The sequence below is a fragment of the Maribacter sp. genome (assembly GCF_016744255.1).
GTDB lineage: Bacteria > Bacteroidota > Bacteroidia > Flavobacteriales > Flavobacteriaceae > Maribacter_B.
Window position 1 is genome coordinate 1 of record NZ_JADGES010000013.1, and the last position, 26,965, is coordinate 26,965.

Sequence of the window (26,965 nt, forward strand, 5' to 3'; positions counted from 1 at the left end):
TTTTGTTCTCATTTTTTAAATTGTTTGAATTAGCTATCAGCTAAAATCATAATTTTATGTTAATAATCCAAGGATTTTTAGCTTTTTAATTGTTTAAGAGGTTTTTTTTTGGCTTTAACTAAAGGGTTGGTCTTAGAATTGGGAGTGTTGTTTATTTTTTATGATTTAAATCATTTTATTATAAAATAATTAGATATTAGTGTTGTTCAAGGAGTAAAATATGGAAAAGCTAGAAAGGAGGGGTGGGTCTAGAAAATTTGCAGTTTTTGGGGTTACTTTGAATTATGATTTTTGTTTCAGTTCTCGTGTTTTGAAGTCATAATCATTTATTGTAATAAAAAAACTTTGAAAATAAGTGAGTTAAGATTTGAATTATTGCGAAATATTACTACATTTGCCGACCCTTAAATAGGGGTAAGTTTTATATAGATAAAATATAGTATGCCAACAATTTCACAATTAGTACGAAAAGGAAGGGCCACGATTACTAAGAAGAGTAAATCGGCTGCTTTGGATTCGTGTCCACAAAGAAGGGGTGTTTGTACACGTGTTTACACAACTACGCCAAAGAAACCAAATTCAGCAATGCGTAAAGTTGCAAGGGTTAGGTTAACGAATGGTAAGGAAGTAAACGCTTACATTCCCGGAGAAGGACACAACCTCCAAGAGCACTCGATAGTATTAGTACGTGGAGGAAGAGTAAAAGATTTGCCAGGAGTTAGGTATCATATCGTAAGAGGTGCTTTGGATACTGCAGGTGTTGCTGGAAGAACGCAACGTAGATCTAAATATGGTGCAAAGCGCCCTAAGAAGTAATCAACACTTTTTAAAGAAAAGAAATGAGAAAAAAACAGGCAAAGAAAAGACCATTGTTACCAGATCCAAGATTTGATGATCAATTGGTAACACGTTTTGTAAACATGATGATGTGGGATGGAAAGAAATCCGTTGCATTTAGTGTTTTTTATGATGCAATTGATATTGTTGATGCAAAAAAGACAGACGAAGAGAAGACGGCTTTAGAGTTGTGGAAAGATGCTCTTTCGAATGTAATGCCTCATGTAGAGGTAAGAAGTAGAAGAGTAGGAGGGGCAACCTTTCAGATTCCTATGCAAATTAGGCCAGATCGTAAGATTTCAACAGCTATGAAGTGGTTGATTAGTTTTGCGAGAAAGCGTAATGAAAAAGGTATGGCTCAAAAATTGGCGGCAGAAATTTTAGCAGCTTCTAAGGAAGAAGGTGCGGCTGTTAAGAAAAGAACGGATACGCATAAGATGGCTGAAGCAAATAAAGCATTCTCTCACTTTAGATTTTAATCAGAAATGGCAAGAGATTTAAAATACACAAGAAATATAGGTATTGCTGCGCATATTGATGCTGGTAAGACTACGACTACGGAGCGTATATTGTTTTATACGGGAGTTAGTCATAAGATAGGTGAGGTTCATGATGGCGCTGCTACTATGGACTGGATGGAGCAAGAACAGGAAAGAGGTATTACAATTACTTCAGCTGCAACTACTTGTGAATGGCAATTTCCAACGGAAAATGGTAAACCGGCAGATGATGCTAAGGGATATCATTTTAATATTATTGATACTCCTGGTCACGTTGACTTTACGGTAGAGGTAAATCGTTCATTAAGAGTTCTTGATGGATTGGTTTTCTTGTTTAGTGCTGTTGATGGTGTTGAGCCTCAATCAGAAACTAACTGGAGATTAGCGGATAATTATAAGGTGCCTAGAATTGGTTTTGTTAATAAAATGGACCGTCAGGGATCAAACTTCTTAATGGTTTGTAAGCAGGTAAAAACAATGTTGGGTTCTAATGCGGTTCCTATTGTTTTGCCTATTGGTGAGGAAGCTGATTTTAGAGGTATCGTTGATTTGGCTAAGAATAGAGCTATAGTTTGGCATGATGAGGGCTTTGGTGCTACTTTTGATGTGGTTGATATTCCTGAAGAAATGAAGGCTGAAGTTAAGGAGTATAGAGCTGCTTTAATTGAGGCTGTTGCTGAATATGACGAGGGTTTAATGGAGAAATTCTTCGAAGATGAAGATTCTATTACGGAAGAAGAAGTGCATGCTGCGTTAAGAGCTGCGGTTATGGATCGTGCTATTATTCCAATGATTTGTGGTTCTTCTTTTAAAAATAAAGGAGTTCAATTTTTATTAGATGCTGTTTGTAGATATTTACCTTCTCCTATAGATAAGGATGATATTGTAGGTACGGACCCAAATACAGGTGAAGCGATTACTCGTAAGCCAAGTGTGAAGGAACCATTTGCTGCATTAGCATTTAAGATTGCAACAGATCCATTTGTAGGTCGTTTAGCATTTTTTAGAACATATTCAGGTCGTTTAGATGCTGGTTCGTATATATTGAATAATCGTTCAGGTAAAAAAGAACGTATTTCTCGTATTTATCAAATGCACTCTAATAAGCAGAATGCTATTGATTATATCGAAGCAGGAGATATTGGAGCAGCAGTTGGTTTTAAGGATATTAAAACTGGAGATACTATGTCGGATGAGAAGCATCCTATAGTGTTAGAAAGTATGGATTTTCCAGACCCAGTAATTGGTATTGCTGTGGAGCCTAAAACGAAAGTTGATGTAGATAAGTTAGGTATGGCTTTGGCTAAATTGGCTGAAGAGGATCCTACTTTTCAAGTTAAAACGGATGAAGCTTCGGGACAGACTATTATTTCTGGAATGGGTGAGCTTCACTTAGATATTATTGTGGATCGTTTAAGGCGTGAATTCAAAGTTGAAGTTAACGAAGGTGAGCCTCAGGTTGAATACAAGGAAGCTTTAACAAAATCTGCTAATCATAGAGAGACATATAAGAAGCAGTCTGGTGGTCGTGGTAAATTTGGGGACATTGTTTTCGAAATGGGGCCTGCAGATGAGGATTTCGAAGGAAATGGACTTCAGTTTGTTGATAAGATTAAAGGTGGTCGTATTCCTAAGGAATTTATTCCTTCTGTTGAAAAAGGTTTCGCTTCTGCTATGAAGGCTGGTCCTTTGGCTGGTTTCGAAATGGATGCTATGAAAGTTACTCTAACGGATGGTTCTTTCCACCCTGTAGATTCAGATGCATTATCTTTTGAGCTTGCTGCAAAAATGGGATATAAGGCTGCTGGTAAAGCTGCTGGTGCTGTTATAATGGAGCCAATAATGAAATTAGAAGTGTTAACTCCTGAGGAGAACATGGGTGATATTGTTGGGGATTTAAATAGAAGAAGAGGTACTATTAGTGATATGGGTGATAGAGCTGGTGCTAAAGTTGTAAAAGGAACCGTGCCATTGTCAGAAATGTTTGGTTATGTAACTTCTTTAAGAACACTTTCTTCTGGTAGAGCAACATCAACAATGGAATTTTCACATTATGCGGAAACTCCTTCAAATATTTCAGAATCAGTTATTAAAGCTACAAAAGGTTTAACTGTATAAATTTTAGAAAATGAGTCAAAAAATTAGAATAAAACTAAAATCTTACGATCATAGCTTGGTAGATAAATCTGCTGAAAAAATTGTAAAGACAGTTAAGACTACAGGTGCGGTTGTTACTGGTCCAATTCCATTGCCAACACACAAGAAGATATTTACGGTTTTGCGTTCTCCGCACGTAAATAAAAAGTCTAGAGAGCAATTTCAATTAAGTTCTTATAAGAGGTTGTTGGATATATATAGCTCTTCGTCTAAGACAATTGATGCTTTGATGAAGCTTGAACTTCCTAGTGGGGTTGAAGTGGAGATAAAAGTTTAAGTATAATTCTCTCTTTAAAGGAGTGAATACATGTCCTGAGCTGCGTGCAAGGGAAAAACGGTAACAAAGATACATTCAGGGTTGAATTATTTTTGACCCTGTTTTTTTGTAAAGAATAATTAATAATTAATATAAATAAATATGTCTGGGTTAATAGGAAAGAAAGTAGGTATGACCAGCATTTTTGACGAGAATGGTAAGAATATGCCATGTACCGTTATAGAAGCTGGACCATGCGTGGTTACCCAAGTCAGAACTGAAGAGGTCGACGGGTATAGTGCCCTTCAACTTGGTTTCGATGACAAGGCAGAAAAACGTGCTAATAAGGCTCAAACGGGTCATTTTAAAAAGGCAGGTACTTCTCCTAAGAAAAAAGTCGTTGAATTTCAAGAGTTTGAAGGTGAATACAAATTAGGAGACACTGTAGGTGTTGACGTTTTTGTAGAAGGTGAATTTGTTGATGTAGCTGGTACATCCAAAGGAAAAGGTTTTCAAGGTGTTGTAAAGAGACATGGTTTCGCTGGTGTTGGTCAAGCAACACACGGACAACATAACAGGCTTAGAGCTCCGGGTTCTATTGGTGCAGCTTCGTATCCTGCAAGAGTTTTTAAGGGTATGAAAATGGCTGGTAGAATGGGTGGTGATAGAGTTACTGTTCAGAATCTTAAAGTATTGAAAATAGTTCCAGAGAAGAACCTTATAGTAGTAAAAGGTTGTGTTCCTGGTCATAAAAACGCTTACGTAACTATTCAGAAGTAATGAAGGTAGCAGTTTTAGATATTAAAGGAAAAGAAACGGGTAGGAAAGCGGAGCTTTCAGATGCTGTTTTCGCAATAGAGCCAAACAATCATGCAGTATACTTAGATGTTAAGCAATATTTAGCTCATCAAAGACAAGGTACGCATAAGTCCAAGGAAAGAGGAGAGATTGCTGGTAGTACTAGAAAGATTAAAAAGCAAAAAGGTACTGGTACGGCACGTGCAGGTAGTATTAAATCTCCTATTTTTAGAGGTGGTGGACGTATTTTTGGCCCAAGACCTAAGGATTATACGCAGAAATTAAATAAAAATTTAAAGCGTTTAGCTAGAAAATCTGCATTAACTATCAAGTCTAAAGAGAATGCTATTGTTGTTCTTGAGGATTTTAATTTTGACACTCCAAAAACAAAAGATTTTATTGAAATTCTTAAGTCTTTAGGCTTAGAAAACAAAAAGTCTCTATTTGTGTTGGGTGATTCAAATAATAGTGTATATTTGTCTTCGCGTAATTTAAAGCGCTCTGAAGTTGTAACTAACTCAGAATTAAGTACTTACAAGGTTCTAAATGCAGATAATATTGTATTGCTTGAAGGTTCGTTAGAAGGAATTGAATCAACTTTAAATAAATAGGAAACATGAGTGTGTTGATAAAACCAATTATAACAGAGAAGATGACCGCGGATAGCGAGTTGTATAATCGTTATGGTTTCTTTGTTAGTCCTAAGGCTAATAAGATTCAAATAAAAGATGCTGTTGAGGCAACTTACGGTGTTTCCGTAAAAAAGGTACGTACTATGAATTACGGGCCTACTAGAAAATCACGTTACACCAAGACAGGTGTACAGCATGGAAAGACTAATGCTTTGAAAAAAGCAATAGTTGATGTGGCTGAGGGTGATATTATTGATTTTTACAGTAATCTATAAAGACAAGAAATGTCAGTTAGAAAATTAAAACCAATCACTCCAGGACAGCGTTTTAGAGTAGTAAATGGATTTGACGCCATTACTGCTGATAAGCCGGAGAAGAGCTTGCTTGCTCCGTTAAAAAAGTCTGGAGGTAGAAACAGTCAAGGAAAAATGACTATGCGCCATAGAGGTGGGGGTCATAAAAGAAGGTATCGTGTAATAGATTTTAAGAGGGATAGGCAAGGTGTTGCTGCGACTATAAAATCTATTCAGTACGATCCAAACAGAACAGCGTTTATTGCATTATTGGAATATGCTGATGGAGAGAAAAGATATGTAGTTGCGCAGAATGGAATGCAAGTAGATCAGAAGGTTTCTTCTGGTAAAGATGCGGATCCAGAAGTTGGAAATGCACTTCCTTTAAGTGATATTCCGCTAGGTACGGTTATATCGTGTATTGAGTTGCGTCCAGGGCAGGGGGCTGTTATGGCGAGAAGTGCTGGTACTTTTGCTCAATTAATGGCAAAGGATGGTAAGTTTGTTACTGTTAAAATGCCTTCAGGTGAAACAAGATTAATTCTTTCTGGGTGTATGGCTACAATAGGAGCTATTTCTAATTCGGATCACCAATTATTGGTTTCTGGTAAAGCTGGTAGAAGTAGATGGTTAGGTAAAAGACCAAGAACTAGACCGGTAGCAATGAACCCTGTTGATCACCCAATGGGTGGTGGTGAAGGTAGAGCTTCTGGTGGTCATCCAAGATCAAGAAACGGTATACCTGCTAAAGGATTTAGAACTCGTTCTAAAACAAAGAGCACCAATAAGTATATAATCGAACGTAGAAAGAAATAAAAACTAGAAAGAAATGGCACGTTCACTAAAAAAAGGACCTTACGTTCACTATAGTTTGGATAAGAAAATCCAACAAAATGAAGTTTCTGGAAAAAAGTCTGTTATTAAGACTTGGTCTAGAGCTTCGATGATAACACCTGACTTTGTAGGTCTTACTATTGCGGTACATAATGGAAGACAATTTGTTCCTGTTTTTGTTACTGAAAATATGGTAGGTCACAAATTAGGAGAATTTTCTCCAACTAGATCTTATAGAGGTCATGCGGGAGCAAAGAATAAAGGAAAAAAGTAAGCTATGGGAGTTCGTAAAAAACAAATGGCCGAAAGAATTAAGGCTGAGAAACAAAAAATAGCATTTGCTAAACTTAATAATTGTCCTACTTCACCAAGAAAAATGCGTTTAGTTGCTGACTTGGTAAGAGGAATGAAAGTTGAAAGTGCGTTGGCTACACTTAGGTTTAATCCTAAAGAGGCTTCAAGAAGATTAGAGAAATTATTACTTTCTGCTATTACAAACTGGCAGGTAAAGAATGAGGATGCTAATATGGAGGATGCTGATCTTGTGGTAAGTGAGATTAGAGTTGATAGTGGTAGTATGTTGAAAAGACTTCGCCCTGCACCTCAAGGAAGAGCGCATAGAATTAGAAAACGTTCCAACCATGTTACATTGGTTGTGGGGTCTAACAATAATACACAAAGCTAGAATGGGACAGAAAACAAATCCAATTGGTAATCGTTTAGGAATCATCAGAGGTTGGGAATCTAACTGGTATGGTGGTAATGATTATGGAGATAAGTTAGCTGAGGATGATAAGATTAGAAAATATATTCATGCTCGTTTAGCAAAGGCAAGTGTATCTAGAGTTATCATTGAGCGTACGTTAAAATTAATTACGGTTACTGTTACGACTGCAAGACCAGGGATTATTATTGGTAAGGGTGGACAAGAGGTAGATAAGCTTAAGGAAGAGCTTAAGAAAATTACTGGAAAAGAAGTTCAGATTAATATATATGAAATTAAAAGACCTGAGTTAGATGCTAATTTGGTTGCAGCAAGTGTTGCAAGACAGATTGAATCTAGGATTTCTTTTAGAAGAGCAATTAAAATGTCAATTGCTGCAGCTATGAGGATGAATGCAGAAGGTATTAAGATACAAATTTCTGGACGTTTAAATGGTGCAGAGATGGCTCGTTCAGAGTCTTATAAAGACGGACGTATTCCATTGTCTACTTTTAGGGCTGATATTGATTATGCTTTACATGAAGCTCATACTACTTATGGTAGGTTGGGTATTAAAGTGTGGATCATGAAAGGTGAAGTTTATGGAAAGAGAGAGCTTTCTCCATTGGTTGGAATGCAAAAGAGCCAAGGTGGAAAAGGTGGAAAAAATGATGGTGGAAGAAAGCCACGTCGTAGAAAGTAATTTTTTAAAGAAGTAAGAAAATGTTACAACCAAAAAGAACCAAGTTTCGTAAAATGCAGAAAGGCCGTATGAACGGTAATGCTGGAAGAGGGCATTTGCTTTCAAATGGAATGTTTGGTATAAAGTCCTTGGATACATCTTTTTTGACTTCCCGTCAAATTGAGGCTGCGCGTATTGCTGCAACTAGACATATGAAAAGGGAAGGTCAGTTATGGATTAAGATATTTCCGGATAAGCCTATTACAAAAAAGCCATTAGAAGTACGTATGGGTAAGGGTAAAGGTGCTCCAGAATATTTCGTAGCTGTTGTGAAGCCAGGTAGAGTTTTATTTGAAATAGCAGGAGTGTCAATAGATATAGCTAAAGAAGCATTGCGTTTAGCGGCACAGAAATTGCCGGTAAAAACGAAGTTTATAGTTGCTAGAGATTATACTGAAGAGAAATAAACGTAGGAATCATGAAAAAACAAGAAATAAAAGAATTGTCTGACCAGGAACTTACGGTGAAGTTGGTGGAGTTAAAAAAACTTCATGCTGATTTAAAGATTGCACATTTTGTAACGCCTTTAGAGAATCCACTTCAAATAAGAAAAGTTAGAAGAACAGTAGCTAAATTGGCTACGGAATTAACTAATAGGGACAACCAATAACTGGTTCTGCTTTATGGAAAAAAGAAACTTAAGAAAAGAAAGAGTAGGAGTTGTAACTAGTGATAAAATGGAGAAATCTATTGTTGTTGCTGAAGTTAAAAGAGTTAAGCATCCTATGTACGGTAAGTTCGTGTTAAAGACAAAGAAATATGTTGCGCACGATGAAAAGAACGATTGTAATATTGGCGATAAAGTCAAAATTATGGAAACTCGTCCTTTGAGCAAGAATAAGTGTTGGAGATTAGTAGAAATCTTAGAAAGAGCTAAATAATATGTTACAACAAGAATCTAGACTAAAGGTAGCGGATAATACCGGAGCAAAAGAAGTTTTGACTATTCGAGTTCTCGGTGGTACAAAAAGAAGATATGCTTCTATAGGCGATAAAATCGTTGTTACTGTTAAAGAGGCAACTCCAAATGGTGGTATTAAAAAAGGAGCAGTTTCTACAGCAGTAGTTGTTAGAACTAAGAAGGAAGTTAGAAGGCCTGATGGTTCATATATACGTTTTGATGATAATGCGTGTGTGTTGTTAAACCCAACAGGAGAGATGAGAGGTACACGTGTCTTTGGGCCTGTGGCTAGAGAACTTCGTGATAGACAATTTATGAAGATCGTATCATTAGCCCCTGAGGTACTATAATATATTCAGTACAATGAAAAAATTAAAAATAAAAACAGGAGATACTGTAAAAATTACTGCTGGTGACCATAAAGGTACAGAAGGTAAAGTTTTAAGTGTTAATGTGGAAAAGAATAAGGCGATTGTTGAAGGTGCTAATATGGTGTCTAAACATGAAAAGCCTAGTGCAAAGAATCCTCAAGGAGGAATTGTTAAAAAAGAAGCTCCTATTCATATTTCTAATCTTTCTTTAGTGGATGCCAAAACTGGCGAAACTACAAGAGTAGGTTATGAAATTAAAGATGGAAAAAAAGCGAGAGTTTCTAAAAAATCTAAGGAAGTAATTTAGTTATGGCTTACGTTGCAAGATTAAAAACGGAATATAGAGAGCGTATTGTTAGCGCTCTAAAAGAGGAATTTGGTTACACGAATGTAATGCAGGTTCCTAAATTACAAAAGATAGTTGTAAGTAGAGGCGTTGGTGCTGCGGTTGCTGATAAAAAGTTGATTGATCATGCAGTTGATGAGATGACTATTATTACAGGACAAAAAGCTGTATCTACTCTATCAAAAAAGGATGTTGCTTCTTTTAAATTACGTAAAGGGATGCCAATTGGTGCAAAAGTTACTTTACGTGGAGAAAGAATGTACGAATTTTTGGATAGATTAGTGACAAGTGCTTTGCCGCGAGTGCGTGATTTTCAGGGCATTAAGGCCACTGGTTTTGATGGTAGAGGAAATTATAGCTTAGGTATTACAGAACAAATTATTTTTCCTGAAATTAATATTGATAAAATCAATAGAATTAACGGAATGGATATTACTTTTGTAACTTCTGCAGATACAGATAAAGAAGCAAAATCATTATTAACAGAATTAGGATTACCTTTTAAAAAGAACTAGTATGGCTAAAGAATCAATGAAGGCCCGTGAAAGAAAAAGGGCAAAGACTGTTGCTAAATATGCTGAGAAAAGGAAAGCTTTGAAAGAGGCTGGAGATTACGAAGGTTTGCAAAAGTTGCCAAAAAATGCATCACCAGTGCGTATGCATAATCGCTGTAAGTTAACTGGTAGACCTAAAGGGTATATGAGGACTTTTGGTGTTTCAAGGGTTACTTTTAGAGAAATGGCTAACCAAGGTTTAATACCTGGTGTTAGAAAAGCTAGCTGGTAGAATAAGTATAAACTGGTTTCAGGTTTGATGATGATATCAAAAACCGTCTCCGCAATTTAATATATATGGTAACAGATACTATAGCAGATTATTTAACAAGAATTAGAAATGCCAGTAGAGCTGGGCATAGAGTGGTAGAGATACCTGCTTCTAATGTTAAGAAAGAAATAACTAAAATATTATTCGATCAAGGGTATATTTTAAGTTATAAATTCCAAGAAGATAAAGTACAAGGTTCAATTAAAATAGCCTTAAAATATAATAAGGTAACTAAAGAGCCTGTAATTAAAAAATTACAGCGTGTTAGTAAGCCAGGTTTACGTAAGTATTCTGGATCGGTGGATTTGCCTAGAGTTCTTAATGGATTAGGTGTTGCAATTATTTCTACTTCGCATGGAGTAATGACAAGTAAGCAAGCCAAAACTGAAAATGTAGGTGGTGAAGTTTTATGCTACGTATATTAATAAAAAAGATTTAGAAAATGTCTAGAATAGGTAATAATCCAGTAGCAATTCCAGAAGGCGTAACCGTAGAGGTTAAAGATAATGTTATTGCTGTAAAAGGTAAATTGGGGGAATTAACCCAAGAGTTTTCAACTGTAGAGGTGAAAGTAGAGGATGGGCAAGTTTTTGTAACAAGACCATCAGATTCTAAAGAAAGTAAAGCAAAACATGGTCTTTATAGATCATTAGTTTTGAATATGGTTAATGGTGTGTCTACAGGATGGACTAAAGAACTTGAGTTAGTTGGTGTTGGTTATAGAGCAAGTAATCAAGGGCAAAAATTAGAATTAGCTTTAGGTTTTTCACATAATATAGTTATTAATTTGGCTCCAGAAGTTAAGGTAGAAACTATATCTAATAAGGGAAAAAATCCAATAGTTAAATTAACCTCTTTTGATAAGCAATTGGTTGGTCAAATAGCTGCAAAAATAAGATCTTTGCGTAAGCCAGAACCTTACAAAGGAAAAGGAGTTAAGTTTGTTGGAGAAATTTTAAGAAGAAAAGCCGGTAAATCAGCTTAATAAAAGTATTATGAAGTTATCAAAGACACAAAGAAAATATAGAATTCGTAGAAGAATACGAAAAGTTTCTTCTGGAACGGCTGGAAGACCTAGGCTTTCAATTTTTAGAAGTAATAATGAAATTTACGCTCAGTTGATTGATGATGTTAAAGGTGTTACCTTGGCAGCTGCATCTTCTAGAGATAAAGACGTAGACTCTAAGGGAAGTAAAACTGAAATTGCTGGTCTTGTTGGTAAGGCTATAGCAGAAAAATCTTTAAAGGCAGGTGTTGATAAAGTTGCTTTTGATAGAGGAGGAAATTTATACCATGGTAGAGTAAAATCTTTAGCGGAAGGCGCAAGAGAAGCAGGACTTAAATTCTAATTAGCATTATGTTTCAGAAATATAAAAACGTAGAAACAGTTAAGCCGGGAGGTTTAGACTTAAAAGATAGATTAGTAGGTATACAAAGGGTTACTAAAGTAACTAAAGGTGGTAGAGCTTTTGGCTTTTCAGCGATAGTTGTTGTTGGTGATGAAAACGGTGTTGTAGGACACGGTCTTGGTAAATCTAAGGAAGTTGCAACTGGAATTGCTAAGGCAATTGAAGATGCTAAAAAGAACTTAGTTCGTATACCATTGATTAAGGGGACTGTTCCTCATGAGCAAAAAGGTAAATTTGGTGGAGCTAGAGTTTATATTCAGCCAGCTTCTCATGGTACTGGTGTTATTGCAGGTGGTGCAGTTAGAGCAGTTTTAGAAGCAGTTGGGGTGCAAGACGTATTGTCAAAATCTCAAGGATCTTCTAACCCACATAATGTTGTAAAAGCAACTTTTGATGCTTTGTTACAATTAAGGGATGCTAAGACAATAGCTCAAGAAAGAGGTGTTTCTTTAGAAAAAGTTTTTAAAGGTTAGTAATAGAAGGATATTATGACAAAGATTAAAGTAAAACAATTACGTAGTGGTATTAAAAGACCACAAAACCAAAAGAGAACTTTAGAGGCCCTTGGTTTGAAGAGAATAGGACAGGTAGTTGAGCATGATGCGACTCCAAGTGTTCTAGGAATGATAAATAAAGTTAAACACTTAGTTTCTACAGAGGAAGCTTAATATACAATTAGTGTAATGAATTTAAGTAATCTAAAACCAGCTGAAGGGTCTATTAATAGAGACGGAAAGCGTATAGGTAGAGGTCAAGGGTCAGGTAAAGGTGGTACTGCAGCTAGAGGACATAAAGGTGCAAAATCTAGATCTGGTTATTCTAAGAAAATAGGTTTTGAAGGTGGTCAAATGCCATTACAAAGACGTGTTCCTAAATTTGGTTTTACCAACATTAACCGTAAAGAGTATCAAGGAATTAATCTTTCTACACTGCAAGAATTAGTAGAGAAGAAAGTTATTAAAGATGAGGTTACTTTTGATTCTTTAATTGAAAACGGTCTAGTAGGTAAAAATGATTTAGTAAAGATATTAGGAGGTGGTGAATTAAAAGCTTCCCTTAAAATATCAGTTCATAAATTTACGGCAACAGCAAAAGCAGCTATTGAAGCAGCTGGTGGTGAAGCTATAAGTTTATAAGAATAGAAGAGACACTATGAAGAATTTTTTCGAAACATTATCCAATATTTGGAAGATAGAAGAGCTAAGGAATAGAATACTTATTACCTTAGGTCTTTTGTTGGTTTATCGTTTTGGTTGCCAAATAACTATTCCTGGAATTGATACAAATCAATTAGGGCAGTTGGCTTCTAGTACGGATCAAGGTATATTTAGTTTGCTTAATGCCTTTACTGGTGGTGCCTTTGCAAAGGCTTCCATTTTTGCACTAGGAATTATGCCTTATATATCAGCTTCCATTGTGGTACAGTTAATGGGTATTGCTATTCCTTATCTTCAGAAACTCCAAAAAGAAGGAGAGAGTGGAAGGAAAACAATTAATCAGATTACGAGATGGTTGACTATAGGTATATGTATTGTGCAGGCTCCAGCATATTTATATGGATTGGGTGCTTTTGGAGTGCAGGATAGTGCTTTTGTTTTAGGGAAAGGACTAGATTTTATGGTTCCTGCGGTAATAATACTTGTAACAGGCTGTGTTTTTGCAATGTGGTTGGGAGAAAAAATTACAGATAAGGGAATTGGGAATGGTATTTCTCTGTTGATTATGATTGGTATTATTGCAACAATGCCACAATCATTTGTTCAGGAATTTGTGTCAAGAACTACGAATAACAATGGTGGGCTTATGTTTATCCTTGTAGAAGTTATAGTGTGGTTCTTAGTAATATTAGCTTGTATTTTATTGGTAATGGCTACTCGTCAAATACCAGTACAATATGCTAGAAGAACTGCTTCTGGTGGTTATGAAAAGAATGTTGCAGGTTCTAGACAGTATATTCCATTAAAGCTTAATGCTTCTGGTGTAATGCCAATTATATTTGCACAAGCAATTATGTTTGTACCGGGATTGATTGGGCAGGCTTTTGATGATACAGCAGCAGGGCAATGGATGCAAGTACAGTTTGCAGATATATTTGGATGGGCTTATAACTTGTTATTTGCTTTCTTAATAATAATCTTCACTTATTTCTATACGGCCATTACTGTTCCAACAAATAAAATGGCAGATGATTTAAAAAGAAGTGGTGGATTTATACCTGGAACACGTCCTGGAAAAGAAACCGGAGATTTTTTAGATAAAATCATGTCATTAATTACGTTACCTGGATCTATATTTTTAGCTTTGCTGGCTGTATTACCGGCAATTGTTGTAAAACTTATGGATGTACAGGCAGGTTGGGCAATGTTTTATGGAGGGACATCACTATTAATTATGGTTGGTGTGGCTATAGATACGGTTCAACAAGTAAATTCATATTTATTAAACAGACATTACGACGGTTTAATGAAATCTGGTAAAAACAGAAAAGTAGCATAATTTATGGCTAAACAAGCAGCAATAGAACAAGATGGCTCTATAATCGAAGCATTATCCAATGCGATGTTTAGAGTAGAGTTGGAGAACGGACATGTAGTAACGGCTCATATTTCTGGTAAAATGCGTATGCATTATATAAAATTGCTTCCAGGCGATAAAGTTAAATTAGAAATGAGTCCTTATGATTTAAGTAAGGCTAGAATCACTTATAGATATTAAGATAGAAAGATGAAAGTTAGAGCATCAATAAAAAAGAGAAGTGCCGAGTGCAAAATTGTGCGAAGAAAAGGCAGGTTGTATGTAATCAACAAAAAGAATCCTAGATTTAAACAAAGACAAGGATAGTTATGGCAAGAATTGCAGGTATAGACATACCAAAACAAAAAAGAGGCGTAATTGCCTTAACTTACATTTTTGGAATTGGTAACAGTAGAGCTAAAGAGATTTTACAAATAGCTCAGGTAAGTGAGGATACAAAAGTATCTGACTGGAATGATGATGAAATTGGTCGTATTAGAGAGGCGGTTTCTTCTTTTACTATAGAAGGAGAATTGCGTTCTGAAACTCAGTTGAACATCAAACGTCTAATGGATATTGGATGTTATAGAGGAATACGTCATAGATCAGGGTTGCCTTTAAGAGGTCAAAGGACTAAGAATAACTCTAGAACTAGAAAAGGAAAGAGAAAAACAGTTGCGAACAAGAAAAAAGCAACTAAATAATAATTAGGTATTATGGCAAAAGCAAATGCTAAATCTACTAAGAAACGTAAAGTTATAGTAGAGTCTGTGGGTGAAGCTCACGTTACTGCTTCTTTTAACAATATCATTATTTCGTTGACAAATAAAAAGGGAGATGTAATCTCTTGGTCGTCTGCGGGTAAACTTGGTTTTAGAGGTTCAAAAAAGAATACTCCTTATGCTGCTCAAGTAGCTGCTGAAGATTGTTCTAAAGTTGCTCATGAAGCAGGTCTTAGAAAGGTAAAAGTTTACGTTAAAGGACCAGGAAATGGTAGAGAATCTGCTATTCGTTCTATTCATAATGCAGGTATAGAAGTAACAGAAATAATTGATGTTACTCCAATGCCACATAATGGTTGTAGACCTCCTAAGAGAAGAAGAGTTTAATTAAATTAATATTTCATAGAAACGTGTAGTTACGATTATCGAAGGATAAGCCTTAATTCATAATCACACTTTCAAATTTTAAGAAGATGGCAAGATATACAGGACCAAAAAGTAAAATCGCTCGTAAGTTCGGAGAAGCGATTTTTGGAGACGATAAGTCTTTTGAAAAGAAAAATTACCCTCCAGGGCAACACGGAAATAACCGTCGTCGTGGAAAAAAATCAGAGTACGCTGTTCAGTTAATGGAGAAGCAAAAAGCTAAATATACTTACGGTATATTAGAGCGTCAGTTTAGAGGTATATTTGCTAAGGCAAATAGTAGTAAAGGAGTTACCGGTGAAGTATTACTTCAATTATGTGAAGCTAGGTTAGATAACGTAGTTTTTAGAATGGGTATCTCTAACTCTAGAAGAGGAGCTAGACAGTTAGTATCGCACAGACATATCACAGTAAATGGAGAGTTGGTAAATATACCTTCTTATTCATTAAAGCCTGGTGATGTTGTTGGTGTTAGAGAAAAATCTAAATCTTTACAAACTATTCAAGATGCATTGTCTTCAAGTAACAATGTTTATGAATGGATGACTTGGAATACTGAAACTAAGCTAGGAACTTTTGTTTCTGTGCCAGAAAGAATGCAGATTCCAGAGAATATCAAAGAACAATTAATAGTCGAGTTATACTCTAAATAAACAACACCAATCCAATATGGCATTATTTAATTTTCAGAAACCCGATAAAGTAATAATGATCGATTCCTCTGATTTTGAAGGCAAATTTGAATTTCGCCCTTTAGAACCAGGTTATGGATTAACGGTTGGGAATGCATTAAGAAGGGTATTACTTTCGTCATTAGAAGGTTATGCAATTACTTCTGTTAGAATTGATAAAGTAGAGCATGAGTTTTCTGTTATTCCGGGTGTTGTTGAAGACGTTACCGAAATAATATTAAATTTAAAACAAGTACGTTTTAAAAAGCAAATAGAAGATTCTGAAGCCGAAGTTGTTTCAATTTCTATTAGTGGAAAAGATCAATTGACTGCAGGTGATTTTCAGAAGTTTATTTCTGGTTACCAAGTGTTAAATCCTGATTTAGTAATTTGTAATTTAGATGCTAAAGTTAGTATCAATATGGAAATTACAATTGATAAGGGTAGAGGATATGTTCCAGCGGAAGAAAATAAGAAATCTGGGGTTGCTTTAGGTACTATTGCAATAGATTCTATTTTTACACCTATAAAGAACGTTAAGTATAGCATTGAGAACTTTAGAGTTGAACAAAAAACAGATTACGAGAAATTAGTTTTCGAAATTGTTACTGATGGATCAATTCACCCTAAAGATGCTTTAACAGAAGGAGCTAAAGTATTAATACATCACTTTATGTTATTTTCTGACGAAAGAATCACTCTTGAGGCAGATGAGATTGCTCAAACAGAAACTTATGATGAAGAGTCATTACACATGCGTCAGTTGTTGAAAACTAAGCTTGTGGATATGGATCTTTCTGTCAGAGCATTAAATTGTTTAAAAGCTGCGGAAGTAGATACATTAGGAGATTTAGTTTCTTTTAATAAAAACGATTTAATGAAGTTTAGAAACTTTGGTAAAAAGTCTTTAACTGAGTTAGAAGAGCTTGTAATCAATAAAGGATTAAGTTTCGGAATGGACTTATCCAAGTATAAATTAGATAAAGATTAATTTTACTTCTGTTAGAAGAGAAAATCTCTGATAAGGAAGAAAATAGAATAAAATAATGAGACACGGTAAAAAAGTTAATCATTTAGGAAGAAAAGCTGCTCACAGAAAAGCAATGTTAGCTAATATGGCTTGTTCCTTAATTGAACATAAAAGAATCAATACAACAGTTGCTAAAGCAAAAGCTTTAAAGCAGTTTGTAGAACCTTTAATAACAAAGTCTAAAGCAGAGAATAATAAGACTGTACATAAAGGAACGCATAACAGACGTATTGTTTTTAAGAATTTAAGAGACAAGTTTGCTGTTACAACTTTATTTAGTGAAGTAGCAGAAAAAGTTGCAGATAGACCAGGTGGTTATACTAGAATTATTAAACTAGGTAATCGTCTTGGAGATAACGCGGATATGGCAATGATAGAGTTAGTTGATTTTAACGAGCTTTATAATGCAGGTAAGCCAGCTAAAAAGAAATCTACTCGTAGAGGTAGAACTAAAAAGGAGGATACTCCTCCAGTAGCTGTTGCAGAAACTAAAACAGACGATTCAGAAGAATAGTATGTTTATAGAAATATTTAATAAAAAAAGGATAAGCTAGTAATAGCTTATCCTTTTTTTTTATGTTTATAAATAAAAATATATAATTAAGTCAATGAAATATCAGGCAAAGAAAAAGGCAATAATACTATTAGCTGATGGGACAATTTTTCATGGAAAATCTGTAGGAAATAAAGAAGGAACTTCTTTTGGAGAAGTTTGTTTTAATACAGGTATGACTGGTTACCAAGAAATTTTTACAGACCCTTCTTATTTTGGACAGTTAATGGTAACTACAAATGCTCATATTGGTAATTACGGAACTAATGTAGAAGAAGTTGAGTCAGATTCTATAAAAATATCGGGTCTTATTTGTAAAAATTTTAGCTACGAATATTCTCGTGATTTAGCAGATAAAAGTTTAGAGGATTTTTTGAACGATAGTAATTTGTTTGCTATTTCAGATGTAGACACAAGAGCTTTGGTTAGTTATATAAGAGATAACGGAGCAATGAACGCTGTAATTACTACGGATGTTGATAACTTAGATGTTGTAAAACAGAAACTGTCAGAAGTTCCTAGTATGGAGGGGTTAGAGTTGGCCTCTAAGGTTTCTACAAAAGAAGCTTATTTCTATGGAGATGAAAATGCAAAATATAAAATTTCAGCATTAGATATAGGTATTAAAAAAAATATTCTTAGAAATTTAGCAAAAAGAGACGCATATATTAAGGTATACCCTTATAATACTAGTTATGTTGATATGGCAGCCTGGAATCCCGATGGTTATTTTATATCTAATGGTCCTGGAGATCCAGAACCACTTGTAGATGCTATTGAAACCGCAAAAGGTCTAATTCAAAGTAACAAACCACTTTTTGGTATCTGCCTAGGGCATCAAGTAATAGCTCTTGCTAATGGGGTTTCTACTTATAAAATGCATAATGGACATAGGGGGATAAATCATCCTGTATTAAATCTGATAACAGGTAAAGGAGAGATTACTTCTCAAAATCATGGTTTTGCTATTAATAGAGAAGAGACAGAAGCAAATACAGATTTAGAAATTACCCACGAGCATTTAAATGACCAAACTGTTGCTGGAATTCGGATGAAAAATAAGCAGGTTTTTTCAGTGCAGTATCATCCAGAAGCTAGTCCGGGACCACATGATTCGGATTACCTTTTTGATGAATTTTTTGAAATGATTCAGAAATAACAAATAGTCGATTTTTAGTTTAAATAATCGTTATTTTAGAGCTAATATCTCCTCTGAAATAAGGGTAAAAAAATAGGGTTTTGTATCTTTGTGAAATAGATTTTAAAACAATAAAAAACAATAACACATGAGTATTATTCTAAGTGTACACGCAAGACAAATTTTAGATTCAAGAGGTAACCCAACAGTAGAAGTTGATGTAATTACGGAAAATGGAATAATGGGTAGAGCTGCAGTTCCTTCTGGAGCATCTACGGGAGAACATGAGGCTGTTGAGCTACGTGATGGTGGTAATACTTTCATGGGTAAGGGAGTCTTAAAGGCTGTAAATAATGTAAATATAACCATAGCTCAAGAAGTTTTAGGAATGTCTGTTTTTGATCAAAACTTAATTGATCAAACTATGATAGAGTTAGACGGTACGCCTAACAAATCTAAATTAGGGGCAAATGCTATTTTGGGTGTTTCTTTAGCAGCAGCAAAAGCAGCAGCAAATGAATTGGGAATGTCATTATATAGATACGTTGGTGGTGTAAGTGCAAACACATTGCCAGTACCAATGATGAATATTATAAATGGAGGTTCGCACTCTGATGCTCCTATAGCTTTTCAAGAGTTTATGATTATGCCAGTTAAGGCAAAAAATTTCACTCATGCTATGCAAATGGGTACAGAGATATTTCATAACCTTAAGAAAGTATTACACGACAGAGGTTTAAGCACTGCAGTAGGTGATGAAGGTGGTTTTGCTCCAAACTTAGCGGGTGGAACAGAAGATGCTTTAGATACTATTGCAAAAGCAGTAGATAAAGCTGGTTATAAATTAGGAGATGATGTAATGATAGCCTTAGATTGTGCTTCTGCGGAATTTTATGTAGATGGAAAGTATGATTATACCAAGTTTGAAGGAGATAAAGGCGTTATACGTACTTCAGAGGAGCAAGCGCAATATTTAGCAGATTTATCCGCTAAATACCCAATTCTTTCTATTGAAGATGGGATGGATGAAAACGACTGGGATGGATGGAAATCTCTAACAGAAAAAATCGGAGATAAAGTTCAGTTAGTAGGAGATGATTTATTTGTTACTAATGTGGAACGTTTAGCAAAAGGAATAGAAAACGGAATAGCAAATTCTATCTTAATAAAAGTGAACCAAATAGGATCATTGACAGAAACTATTGCAGCTGTAAATATGGCCAAAAATGCGGGGTATACTTCTGTAATGTCTCACCGTTCTGGCGAAACAGAAGATAATACTATTGCAGATTTAGCTGTGGCACTTAATTGTGGTCAAATTAAAACAGGTTCCGCTTCTCGTTCAGATAGAATGGCGAAGTATAATCAACTTCTTAGAATTGAAGAGGAATTAGGAAGTACAGCTTACTATCCACAAGAAAAGGCTTTTAAAGTAAAGTAATTGTAGATAAAACATTAAAAAAAAGCCTTTCTAAATAATAGAGAGGCTTTTTTTTTGGATAACCCCTAAGATTACCTACCTTTTTATAATAACTGTTTAATTAAACCTACGTATTACATTTATGAATAATTTTCTTTTTGTTGCAGCGGAAAATGATGCTCTGTATAATTGCAAAGCAGGTGGAATGGGAGATGTTGTTCGGGATGTTCCTAGGCAAATTTCTTCTCGAGGAGATAAAGTTCATGTTGTAGTCCCAGCTTATTCTAGATTGCACCAGAACGAAACATTAAAGACCACCTTAACTTTTAATTTAAGAGGTACTACATATACAGCGGAACTCTATGAGGTGACTCCAAAAAAGAAATTTAGGAATATTCACCACTATGTAATACATCATCCAGAGATAGAAGCCGGAGATATAGCACATATATACCATAACGATCCTACAGAGCCTTTTTATACAGATGCAATAAAGTACTTCATTTTTTGTACCGCTGTTGCTGAGGCTATAAAAATTGAAGCATTTGGGAAGTTAGATATTGTTCATATGCATGATTGGCATACCAGTTTAATACTGTTTCTTAAAAAGTTTCATAGAGGCTATAAAGTTTTAGAGAAAATTAGATTTGTGTATAGTATTCATAATTTAGCAATTCAAGGTATTCGCCCTTTTGAAAATAACTACTCTTCTTTAAGAAACTGGTTTCCAGATTTTCCGTTTGATAAAGAAGTTTTAATGGATTATCGTTATCAAGATTGTGTTAATTTAATGGCAGTAGGTATTCGTTTTGCCGATGTAGTACATACTGTGTCTCCATCTTATAAAGAAGATATTCTTAAGGCTAGTAGACCTCCAGAGTTTATCGGCGGTGAAGGATTAGAAAAAGATTTGCTTAAAGCAAATAATGAAGGACGTTTAGTTGGGATTCTAAACGGGTCTAACTATAAAAATATTAGAGTAGCAGAAAAAGGGAAGCTCTATCTTGTAACGGTTAATGCTATTTTTAAATGGTTACAAGAAGAATCTAAAAAATATAAGGCTGACTTTTTAGCGCATACGGGAGAAAAGATTGTAAAATATTTAACGGAGCCACCAAGTTTTATTTGCTCTAGTGTAGCCCGTTTAACAGAACAAAAATTTTATTTTTTTAAAAAATCACCAGAAGCTTTTGTTGAGATTTTAAAAAAACTAGATAAAATTAATGGTGTTTTTATTCTTTTAGGGACAGGAGCGCCAGATTACGAAAGCCTCTTTCGTAAGATAAGTTATGAGAATAAAAATTTCATATTTATTAATGGCCAATCAGAAGATGTAATAGACGCAATTTATCTGGAGACAGATTTGTATTTTATGCCAAGTTTATTTGAGCCCTGTGGAATTAGTCAAATGTTAGCAATGCGAAATGGTAACCCATGCCTAGTGCACCATACAGGAGGACTAAAAGATACTGTCGAACATTTAAAAACAGGCTTTAGTTTTGATGGCGCTTCTTATAATGAGAAAATTAAAAATATGCTTTCCATTTTTGATACTGCATTGTCCATTTATGATAAGGAAAGACCCCGATGGAAAAGAATTCAAGATAATGCAAAAAACAAGCGATTCACTTGGGAAAAATCAGTAGATGAATATTATAAATTACTCTATTCAATAAATCAATAATAATTAAGATGTTTTTTTTTGATTTTTTTAGGGAACATGTTGAAAAAAGGTTTAAGACAAAGGTTTTGGTATTTTTATAATTGTTAAAATCCTAGGATTTTTGTAGATTTACGAAGCACTAAAAATTAGAATAGAGAGATGTCAGACAAAGCAATTTTAGAATATAACGGAAAGAGATATGAGTTTCCTGTAATTAAAGGAACAGAGAATGAACTAGCAATAGACATTAAAACATTAAGAACATCTTCTAATGGATTAATAACCATTGATCCTGGGTATAAGAATACAGGTTCTTGCGAAAGTGCTATTACATATTTAGACGGAGAAAAAGGGATTCTAAGATATAGAGGATATTCTATTGAAGAGTTAGCAGAAAAAGCAGATTTTTTAGAAGTAGCATATTTATTAATTTTTGGAGAATTGCCAAATACGGAACGATTAAATCAATTTCATGCAGATATAAAAGAGGAATCTAATGTCGATGAGGAGATGAAAAAGATTTTGGATGGTTTTCCGAAATCTGCCCACCCAATGGGAGTATTGTCTTCCTTAACAAGTGCGCTTATTGCTTTTAATCCAACGTCTGTAAATGTTGGGTCAGAGAAGGAGATGTATCATGCAATTGTTAGAATCTTGGCAAAGTTTCCTGTATTAGTAGCATGGAGTATGCGTAAAAAGAAAGGTTTGCCTTTAGATTACGGAGATGACTCTTTAGGTTATGTAGAAAATATTCATAAAATGATGTTTAAAAAACCTACACATGAATATCAAAAAAATAAGGTAGTTATAGAAGCTTTAGATAAACTATTAATACTACATGCGGATCACGAACAAAACTGTTCTACTTCTACAGTACGTATAGTTGGATCTTCGCATGCCGGATTATTCGCTTCTTTATCTGCGGGTATTTCAGCTCTATGGGGACCTTTACATGGTGGAGCAAATCAGGCAGTTTTAGAAATGTTAGAAGCTATTGAAGCTGATGGAGGCGATACTAAAAAATATATGGCTAAAGCTAAAGATAAAAATGATCCATTTAGATTAATGGGCTTTGGACATAGGGTTTATAAGAATTTTGACCCTAGAGCAAAGATAATAAAAGTTGCAGCAGATGAAGTACTTGCAGATTTAGGTATAGATGACCCAATTTTAGAAATAGCTAAAGGTTTAGAGAAAGAAGCGCTAGAAGATCCATATTTTGTAGAAAGAAAATTGTATCCAAATGTAGATTTTTACTCCGGAATTATATACAGAGCTTTAGGTATACCAACAGAAATGTTTACAGTTATGTTCGCATTAGGAAGATTGCCAGGTTGGATTGCACAGTGGAGAGAAATGCGATTAAACGGAGAACCAATTGGTAGGCCAAGACAAATATATACAGGAGAAAATTTAAGACCTTTTGTAAGTGTAGAAAAAAGGTAATAAATTACGGTATTCTTAAAAAAATGTTCATTTAATTTTTAAATGAACATTTTTTTTACCCTGATAAAGTAATTCTATATTTGCACAAATTTTTGAATTATGCTTATACTTAATGTAAAAGATGAAACCGCTAGGTTAAAAGAAGTGGTTTTGGGTACTGCAAAAAGCTGTGGACCTACTCCTAAACCAGAAGAAACCTATGATCCAAAATCTTTAGAACATATTTTAGCAGGAACGTATCCTGTTGAAGAAGATATGGTAACAGAAATGGAGGGTTTTGCAGAAGTTTTAGAAAAGTATAATGTTACAATATACAGACCGGAAGTTATAGAAAATTGTAATCAAATATTTTCTAGGGATATAGCTTTTGCAATAGAAGATAAATTAATCTTAGCAAACATTCTTCCAGATAGAGAGAAAGAGATTGATGCCATACTTCATGTTTTAGATAAGATTCCAGAAAAGAATATTATTAGGCCTCCAGAAGATGTTCATGTAGAAGGAGGAGATGTAATGCCCTGGAATGATTATATTTTTATAGGTACATATACAGCAGATGACTACCCAGAACATATAACTGCAAGGACGAATAAGGCAGCGGTAGACTTTATTACCAAACTTTTCCCAGAAAAGATAATAAAGTCTTTTGAGTTGCGAAAGTCTAAGAATGCGAGAGAAAATGCATTACATTTAGATTGTTGTTTTCAGCCAATAGGTCAGGGAAAAGCAATTTTACATAAAAACGGATTTTTGGTCGAAGAAGAATACCAATGGTTGGTAAATTTCTTTGGGCCAGAAAATATTTTCGAAATTACAGCAGATGAAATGTATCAAATGTTTAGTAACGTTTTTTCTATTTCACCAGAAGTGATAGTTTCAGAAAAGAGTTTTCTAAGGTTAAACACTTGGTTAAAAGAACAAGGTTTTACTGTAGAAGAAATTGCGTATTCCCAAATTGCAAAGCAAGAAGGGTTATTACGTTGTAGTACATTACCATTAATACGAGAATAGATGATGCAAATATCCAACACCATTTTAATGATTCGCCCAGTTAACTTTCGTAAAAACGAGCAAACAGCGGTAAATAATTATTTTCAAGAAGATATAGACCTTAATAGTGCTACTGTTATAGAAAACGCCCAAAAGGAGTTTGATAATTTTGTAATAGCGCTAAGAGGTAAAGGAGTACAAGTAATAGTTATAGACGACACAAAAACACCAGATACTCCAGATTCTATTTTTCCGAACAATTGGGTTTCTTTCCATGCAGATGGTAGGGTAGGTATATACCCTATGTTTGCCGAGAACAGGCGTAACGAACGTCGGGAGGATATTTTAGATGCATTAGAGGAGAAAGGTTTTGTTATAGAAAGTGTAATGGATTATACTTCAGCAGAGGAAGATGGCATTTTTTTAGAAGGAACGGGTAGCTTACTATTGGATCGTGTAAACAAAAAAGCATATTGTGCTTTGTCTGATAGAGCCAATGAGGAACTAATCATTGAGTTTTGTGAAGATTTTGATTATTTGCCTGTTATTTTTAATGCATATCAATCCGTAGAAGATAAACGTATGCTAATATATCATACCAATGTAATGATGTGTTTGGCAGAGAATTTTTCTGTTATTTGTTTAGATTCTATCGATGATAAAAAAGAAAGAAAAAATGTAGTTCAGCATTTAAAAGAAGACGGAAAAGAAATAATTGCTATTACAGAAGAGCAAATCCATCATTTTGCGGGCAATATGTTGCAGGTTTTAGGTGCGGATGATAAAAGGTACTTAGTAATGAGTTCTGCTGCTTATAACTCCTTGACGCAAACGCAAATTAAAAGTATGGAGAAATACTGCGAAATAATTCATAGTTCTTTGGAAACAATTGAAACCTGCGGTGGGGGTAGTGCTCGTTGTATGATGGCTGAAGTGTTTTTACCTCAAGTATTAGAATAAAAATTAAGAGAAGTTTATAACAAAGAAAGGTTTCTAGCTCACAAGAAACCTTTCTTTGTTTTTACTCGTAAAATACAGCTATTTCGTCCAGAGGTTTTCTTTCTATATCTGGGACATAGGTAGGAGATTTTGGGTAACCAATAGGCAATAGTAAGAATGCCCTTTCATTACTTGGCCTATTTAAAAGTTTTGCTAAAAAATTCATCGGGCTAGGCGTATGGGTTAATGTTACTAAACCAGCATTATGTATAGCTGTAATAAGCATACCACAGGCAATACCTACCGATTCGTTTACATAGTAGTTATTCATTTTTTCTCCACTTTCTCCAACCTCATGGACTTTTTTAAAAACGATGATTAGCCAAGGAGCAACTTCTAAAAAAGGCTTATGCATGTTTGTTCCTAAAGGCTCTAAATCTTTTTTCCAGCGGTCACTCATTCTACTTTTGTAGCTTTCTTTTTCTTCCGCTTCTGCAGCTTCTTTAATTTTTGTTTTTAATGCGGGGTTAGACACTGCGCAAAAAGTCCATGGTTGTTTATGTGCTCCAGAAGGAGCACTGGAAGCTGTCTTAAGTAAAGCTTCTATGACTTTTTTAGGAACGGCGGTATCTGCGTATTCTCTTATCGATCTTCTTTGATTTAAAAAATTATAGAAAGCGGCACTTTGTTTAATTAATTCTTTTTGGGATAAAGCATTGGATTGGTAGACTACATGCTTATGACCATTTACTAAAATATGCGATTTTGTATTCATTATTCATTATTAAGATACCAGTATAGAAAAGTGTTTTTCTCGGGGTCTTGGAAAGATAAGAATAACTTAAAAGAATCTCAGGGCTATTTTAAAATGGTATAAACTAACTAATCTTCCATTCCTAGAACTTTCCAATCCAAATCATTTTTATAGGTATGAAATTTTTGTATAGATGTAGTTCCGTCCGTATGATAGCAAAACTGAGTAATAATATAGTGTTTCTCTGTTATTTTAAATCTTTTAAAAGCTCTTTTAACTCCCATTAAATTTGGAAAACCATTTTCTTCTAGACCAAGAATAAAAGAAGATTTAAGGGCTTTGGCAGTATTGGTTATAAGGGCATCATCCAAAATGGTATTCATAGATTTTTGGAGAAGTAATTCTGCTTCTTTTGTAAAGTCTTTACAATCCAGTGCTGCAGTAATATTTTTTTGGTTATAGGTTTCTTCTAAGGAAAGAATAGCTCCTTCGGGAGTCTCTAAGTTGGTTAGGAAATAATCTTCTCCCGCATCTATTTTCATTCCGCCTACGCTGCGGTCAAAATCTTTTAGTTGATTGGTACTTAAGCCTTCTCTTATAGTTCTTATGGTATAACCACCAATAAGTCTTCTGTTTTCCATTAGCATCCAGTCCGATATAAATTCTTTAGTTACACCTATTTTTTGATGTAAACATATATTTTTAACATAAATAGGGGTATTACCTACAACACCAAAAATATTACCCTCAGCATCGAAAGTTGGTTCCATCAACCAAATGTGTTCTGTTTTTCCATTGTCTTCAATACGCGCTTTTATAGAAAAATGTTCTTGCCCTGCTTTTGGGTTTTGTAAACAATCTTGGAAATAATGAAAAGTAAGCCTTGCTTTTTCCATGCTCCAGTTCATCCTTTCATTTTCGCTGGTCATGTTGTAAACATCGGGGTTATTTCCGCGCTTTATTACGTTTTTTTTTCTGCTAAATAATTTGGTGAAAATTCCCATGGATAATTGGTAGTGATTTTTGTAGTTGTTAAAATGTTCGGGGGAATTTTTGGTTTTGTTAGATGAATATAAAAGTCTTTTAATTATAATA

40 protein-coding genes are annotated in these 26,965 nt (G+C 34.7%); 38 read left to right on the top strand and 2 right to left on the bottom strand.

What is annotated here, in order from left to right; translation table 11 throughout:
• Nucleotides 1-441: 441 nt before the first annotated feature.
• The 38 genes from rpsL (at nt 442) to ctlX (ending at nt 25,137) form a co-directional block, all read left to right on the top strand.
• Nucleotides 442-816 carry a 30S ribosomal protein S12 gene (gene rpsL / locus QZZ51_RS03755; RefSeq protein ID WP_013305196.1) on the top strand — a complete coding sequence of 125 codons (375 nt, stop codon included), beginning with the start codon at nt 442-444 and terminating at the stop codon, nt 814-816.
• A gap of 23 nt (nt 817-839) precedes the next feature.
• Nucleotides 840-1,316, top strand: a complete 477-nt coding sequence (gene rpsG / locus QZZ51_RS03760) for a 30S ribosomal protein S7 (RefSeq protein ID WP_291866098.1) — start codon at nt 840-842, stop codon at nt 1,314-1,316.
• A 6-nt stretch (nt 1,317-1,322) separates the two neighbouring features.
• Complete coding sequence (gene fusA / locus QZZ51_RS03765; RefSeq protein WP_291866101.1) at nt 1,323-3,455, top strand: elongation factor G; 2,133 nt, start codon at nt 1,323-1,325, stop codon at nt 3,453-3,455.
• A 10-nt stretch (nt 3,456-3,465) separates the two neighbouring features.
• Nucleotides 3,466-3,771: a 30S ribosomal protein S10 gene (rpsJ, locus tag QZZ51_RS03770; protein WP_121062851.1), complete on the top strand. Its 306-nt coding sequence runs from the start codon at nt 3,466-3,468 to the stop codon at nt 3,769-3,771.
• 141 nt (nt 3,772-3,912) lie between these two features.
• Nucleotides 3,913-4,530: a 50S ribosomal protein L3 gene (gene rplC / locus QZZ51_RS03775; RefSeq protein WP_291866108.1), complete on the top strand. Its 618-nt coding sequence runs from the start codon at nt 3,913-3,915 to the stop codon at nt 4,528-4,530.
• Nucleotides 4,530-5,159, top strand: a complete 630-nt coding sequence (gene rplD / locus QZZ51_RS03780; RefSeq protein WP_291866111.1) for a 50S ribosomal protein L4 — start codon at nt 4,530-4,532, stop codon at nt 5,157-5,159. The genes rplC and rplD overlap by 1 nt, the downstream gene beginning before the upstream one ends.
• A gap of 5 nt (nt 5,160-5,164) precedes the next feature.
• The gene (gene rplW, locus QZZ51_RS03785) at nt 5,165-5,455 is read left to right on the top strand and encodes a 50S ribosomal protein L23 (protein ID WP_291866114.1); all 291 of its coding nucleotides are present in this window, start codon (nt 5,165-5,167) and stop codon (nt 5,453-5,455) included.
• A 9-nt stretch (nt 5,456-5,464) separates the two neighbouring features.
• Nucleotides 5,465-6,289: a 50S ribosomal protein L2 gene (rplB, locus tag QZZ51_RS03790; RefSeq protein ID WP_291866117.1), complete on the top strand. Its 825-nt coding sequence runs from the start codon at nt 5,465-5,467 to the stop codon at nt 6,287-6,289.
• Between the two features lie 13 nt (nt 6,290-6,302).
• The gene (gene rpsS, locus QZZ51_RS03795) at nt 6,303-6,581 is read left to right on the top strand and encodes a 30S ribosomal protein S19 (protein WP_291866120.1); all 279 of its coding nucleotides are present in this window, start codon (nt 6,303-6,305) and stop codon (nt 6,579-6,581) included.
• A gap of 3 nt (nt 6,582-6,584) precedes the next feature.
• Nucleotides 6,585-6,992: a 50S ribosomal protein L22 gene (rplV, locus tag QZZ51_RS03800; protein WP_291866122.1), complete on the top strand. Its 408-nt coding sequence runs from the start codon at nt 6,585-6,587 to the stop codon at nt 6,990-6,992.
• Between the two features lies 1 nt (nt 6,993).
• Nucleotides 6,994-7,713, top strand: coding sequence for a 30S ribosomal protein S3 (rpsC, locus tag QZZ51_RS03805; protein ID WP_291866125.1), 720 nt, complete (start codon nt 6,994-6,996; stop codon nt 7,711-7,713).
• A gap of 20 nt (nt 7,714-7,733) precedes the next feature.
• Complete coding sequence (gene rplP / locus QZZ51_RS03810; RefSeq protein ID WP_291866128.1) at nt 7,734-8,159, top strand: 50S ribosomal protein L16; 426 nt, start codon at nt 7,734-7,736, stop codon at nt 8,157-8,159.
• An 11-nt stretch (nt 8,160-8,170) separates the two neighbouring features.
• Nucleotides 8,171-8,362, top strand: a complete 192-nt coding sequence (rpmC, locus tag QZZ51_RS03815; protein WP_291866131.1) for a 50S ribosomal protein L29 — start codon at nt 8,171-8,173, stop codon at nt 8,360-8,362.
• A 13-nt stretch (nt 8,363-8,375) separates the two neighbouring features.
• Nucleotides 8,376-8,633, top strand: a complete 258-nt coding sequence (gene rpsQ / locus QZZ51_RS03820) for a 30S ribosomal protein S17 (RefSeq protein ID WP_291866133.1) — start codon at nt 8,376-8,378, stop codon at nt 8,631-8,633.
• Between the two features lies 1 nt (nt 8,634).
• Nucleotides 8,635-9,003 (top strand): 50S ribosomal protein L14, encoded by a 369-nt coding sequence (rplN, locus tag QZZ51_RS03825; protein ID WP_291866135.1) that lies wholly within the window; start codon nt 8,635-8,637, stop codon nt 9,001-9,003.
• A gap of 13 nt (nt 9,004-9,016) precedes the next feature.
• A complete protein-coding gene (rplX, locus tag QZZ51_RS03830; RefSeq protein WP_291866138.1) occupies nt 9,017-9,331 on the top strand; it encodes a 50S ribosomal protein L24 in 315 nt (104 codons plus the stop codon).
• Nucleotides 9,332-9,333: 2 nt separating this feature from the next.
• A complete protein-coding gene (gene rplE, locus QZZ51_RS03835) occupies nt 9,334-9,885 on the top strand; it encodes a 50S ribosomal protein L5 (RefSeq protein ID WP_291866140.1) in 552 nt (183 codons plus the stop codon).
• A gap of 1 nt (nt 9,886) precedes the next feature.
• The gene (gene rpsN / locus QZZ51_RS03840; protein ID WP_291866143.1) at nt 9,887-10,156 is read left to right on the top strand and encodes a 30S ribosomal protein S14; all 270 of its coding nucleotides are present in this window, start codon (nt 9,887-9,889) and stop codon (nt 10,154-10,156) included.
• Between the two features lie 65 nt (nt 10,157-10,221).
• A complete protein-coding gene (gene rpsH, locus QZZ51_RS03845) occupies nt 10,222-10,620 on the top strand; it encodes a 30S ribosomal protein S8 (RefSeq protein ID WP_291866146.1) in 399 nt (132 codons plus the stop codon).
• Nucleotides 10,621-10,637: 17 nt separating this feature from the next.
• Complete coding sequence (gene rplF / locus QZZ51_RS03850; protein WP_291866149.1) at nt 10,638-11,180, top strand: 50S ribosomal protein L6; 543 nt, start codon at nt 10,638-10,640, stop codon at nt 11,178-11,180.
• Nucleotides 11,181-11,190: 10 nt separating this feature from the next.
• Nucleotides 11,191-11,544, top strand: a complete 354-nt coding sequence (rplR, locus tag QZZ51_RS03855) for a 50S ribosomal protein L18 (RefSeq protein WP_291866152.1) — start codon at nt 11,191-11,193, stop codon at nt 11,542-11,544.
• Between the two features lie 8 nt (nt 11,545-11,552).
• Nucleotides 11,553-12,077, top strand: a complete 525-nt coding sequence (gene rpsE / locus QZZ51_RS03860) for a 30S ribosomal protein S5 (RefSeq protein ID WP_291866155.1) — start codon at nt 11,553-11,555, stop codon at nt 12,075-12,077.
• Nucleotides 12,078-12,092: 15 nt separating this feature from the next.
• Entirely contained in the window at nt 12,093-12,272 is a 180-nt protein-coding gene (gene rpmD / locus QZZ51_RS03865) for a 50S ribosomal protein L30 (RefSeq protein WP_291866158.1), read from the top strand.
• A gap of 15 nt (nt 12,273-12,287) precedes the next feature.
• The gene (gene rplO, locus QZZ51_RS03870; protein WP_291866161.1) at nt 12,288-12,740 is read left to right on the top strand and encodes a 50S ribosomal protein L15; all 453 of its coding nucleotides are present in this window, start codon (nt 12,288-12,290) and stop codon (nt 12,738-12,740) included.
• A 16-nt stretch (nt 12,741-12,756) separates the two neighbouring features.
• Nucleotides 12,757-14,100: a preprotein translocase subunit SecY gene (secY, locus tag QZZ51_RS03875; protein ID WP_291866164.1), complete on the top strand. Its 1,344-nt coding sequence runs from the start codon at nt 12,757-12,759 to the stop codon at nt 14,098-14,100.
• A 3-nt stretch (nt 14,101-14,103) separates the two neighbouring features.
• Nucleotides 14,104-14,319 carry a translation initiation factor IF-1 gene (infA, locus tag QZZ51_RS03880; protein ID WP_013751343.1) on the top strand — a complete coding sequence of 72 codons (216 nt, stop codon included), beginning with the start codon at nt 14,104-14,106 and terminating at the stop codon, nt 14,317-14,319.
• A 9-nt stretch (nt 14,320-14,328) separates the two neighbouring features.
• Nucleotides 14,329-14,445: a type B 50S ribosomal protein L36 gene (gene ykgO / locus QZZ51_RS03885; protein WP_013621733.1), complete on the top strand. Its 117-nt coding sequence runs from the start codon at nt 14,329-14,331 to the stop codon at nt 14,443-14,445.
• A 2-nt stretch (nt 14,446-14,447) separates the two neighbouring features.
• Complete coding sequence (gene rpsM, locus QZZ51_RS03890; RefSeq protein ID WP_291866211.1) at nt 14,448-14,822, top strand: 30S ribosomal protein S13; 375 nt, start codon at nt 14,448-14,450, stop codon at nt 14,820-14,822.
• 12 nt (nt 14,823-14,834) lie between these two features.
• Nucleotides 14,835-15,227, top strand: a complete 393-nt coding sequence (gene rpsK / locus QZZ51_RS03895; protein ID WP_121062808.1) for a 30S ribosomal protein S11 — start codon at nt 14,835-14,837, stop codon at nt 15,225-15,227.
• 86 nt (nt 15,228-15,313) lie between these two features.
• On the top strand, nt 15,314-15,919 hold the full coding sequence (rpsD, locus tag QZZ51_RS03900) for a 30S ribosomal protein S4 (protein WP_291866216.1): 606 nt from the start codon (nt 15,314-15,316) through the stop codon (nt 15,917-15,919).
• Between the two features lie 16 nt (nt 15,920-15,935).
• Nucleotides 15,936-16,928, top strand: coding sequence for a DNA-directed RNA polymerase subunit alpha (locus QZZ51_RS03905; protein ID WP_291866219.1), 993 nt, complete (start codon nt 15,936-15,938; stop codon nt 16,926-16,928).
• 55 nt (nt 16,929-16,983) lie between these two features.
• A complete protein-coding gene (gene rplQ / locus QZZ51_RS03910) occupies nt 16,984-17,481 on the top strand; it encodes a 50S ribosomal protein L17 (RefSeq protein WP_291866221.1) in 498 nt (165 codons plus the stop codon).
• 94 nt (nt 17,482-17,575) lie between these two features.
• Nucleotides 17,576-18,679: a glutamine-hydrolyzing carbamoyl-phosphate synthase small subunit gene (gene carA, locus QZZ51_RS03915; RefSeq protein ID WP_291866223.1), complete on the top strand. Its 1,104-nt coding sequence runs from the start codon at nt 17,576-17,578 to the stop codon at nt 18,677-18,679.
• Between the two features lie 127 nt (nt 18,680-18,806).
• Nucleotides 18,807-20,099 (top strand): phosphopyruvate hydratase, encoded by a 1,293-nt coding sequence (gene eno / locus QZZ51_RS03920; RefSeq protein ID WP_291866226.1) that lies wholly within the window; start codon nt 18,807-18,809, stop codon nt 20,097-20,099.
• Between the two features lie 121 nt (nt 20,100-20,220).
• Nucleotides 20,221-21,762, top strand: coding sequence for a glycogen/starch synthase (locus QZZ51_RS03925; protein WP_291866229.1), 1,542 nt, complete (start codon nt 20,221-20,223; stop codon nt 21,760-21,762).
• Between the two features lie 138 nt (nt 21,763-21,900).
• Nucleotides 21,901-23,187, top strand: a complete 1,287-nt coding sequence (locus QZZ51_RS03930; RefSeq protein WP_291866232.1) for a citrate synthase — start codon at nt 21,901-21,903, stop codon at nt 23,185-23,187.
• Nucleotides 23,188-23,286: 99 nt separating this feature from the next.
• Entirely contained in the window at nt 23,287-24,198 is a 912-nt protein-coding gene (locus QZZ51_RS03935; protein WP_291866234.1) for an arginine deiminase-related protein, read from the top strand.
• A complete protein-coding gene (gene ctlX / locus QZZ51_RS03940) occupies nt 24,199-25,137 on the top strand; it encodes a citrulline utilization hydrolase CtlX (protein ID WP_291866237.1) in 939 nt (312 codons plus the stop codon).
• Between the two features lie 61 nt (nt 25,138-25,198).
• Here the strand turns inward: ctlX and QZZ51_RS03945 are convergent, their stop codons facing one another.
• The gene (locus tag QZZ51_RS03945; protein ID WP_291866239.1) at nt 25,199-25,891 is read right to left on the bottom strand and encodes a nitroreductase family protein; all 693 of its coding nucleotides are present in this window, start codon (nt 25,889-25,891) and stop codon (nt 25,199-25,201) included.
• A 107-nt stretch (nt 25,892-25,998) separates the two neighbouring features.
• Nucleotides 25,999-26,874, bottom strand: coding sequence for a DUF2314 domain-containing protein (locus tag QZZ51_RS03950; RefSeq protein ID WP_291866242.1), 876 nt, complete (start codon nt 26,872-26,874; stop codon nt 25,999-26,001).
• Nucleotides 26,875-26,965: the final 91 nt, after the last annotated feature.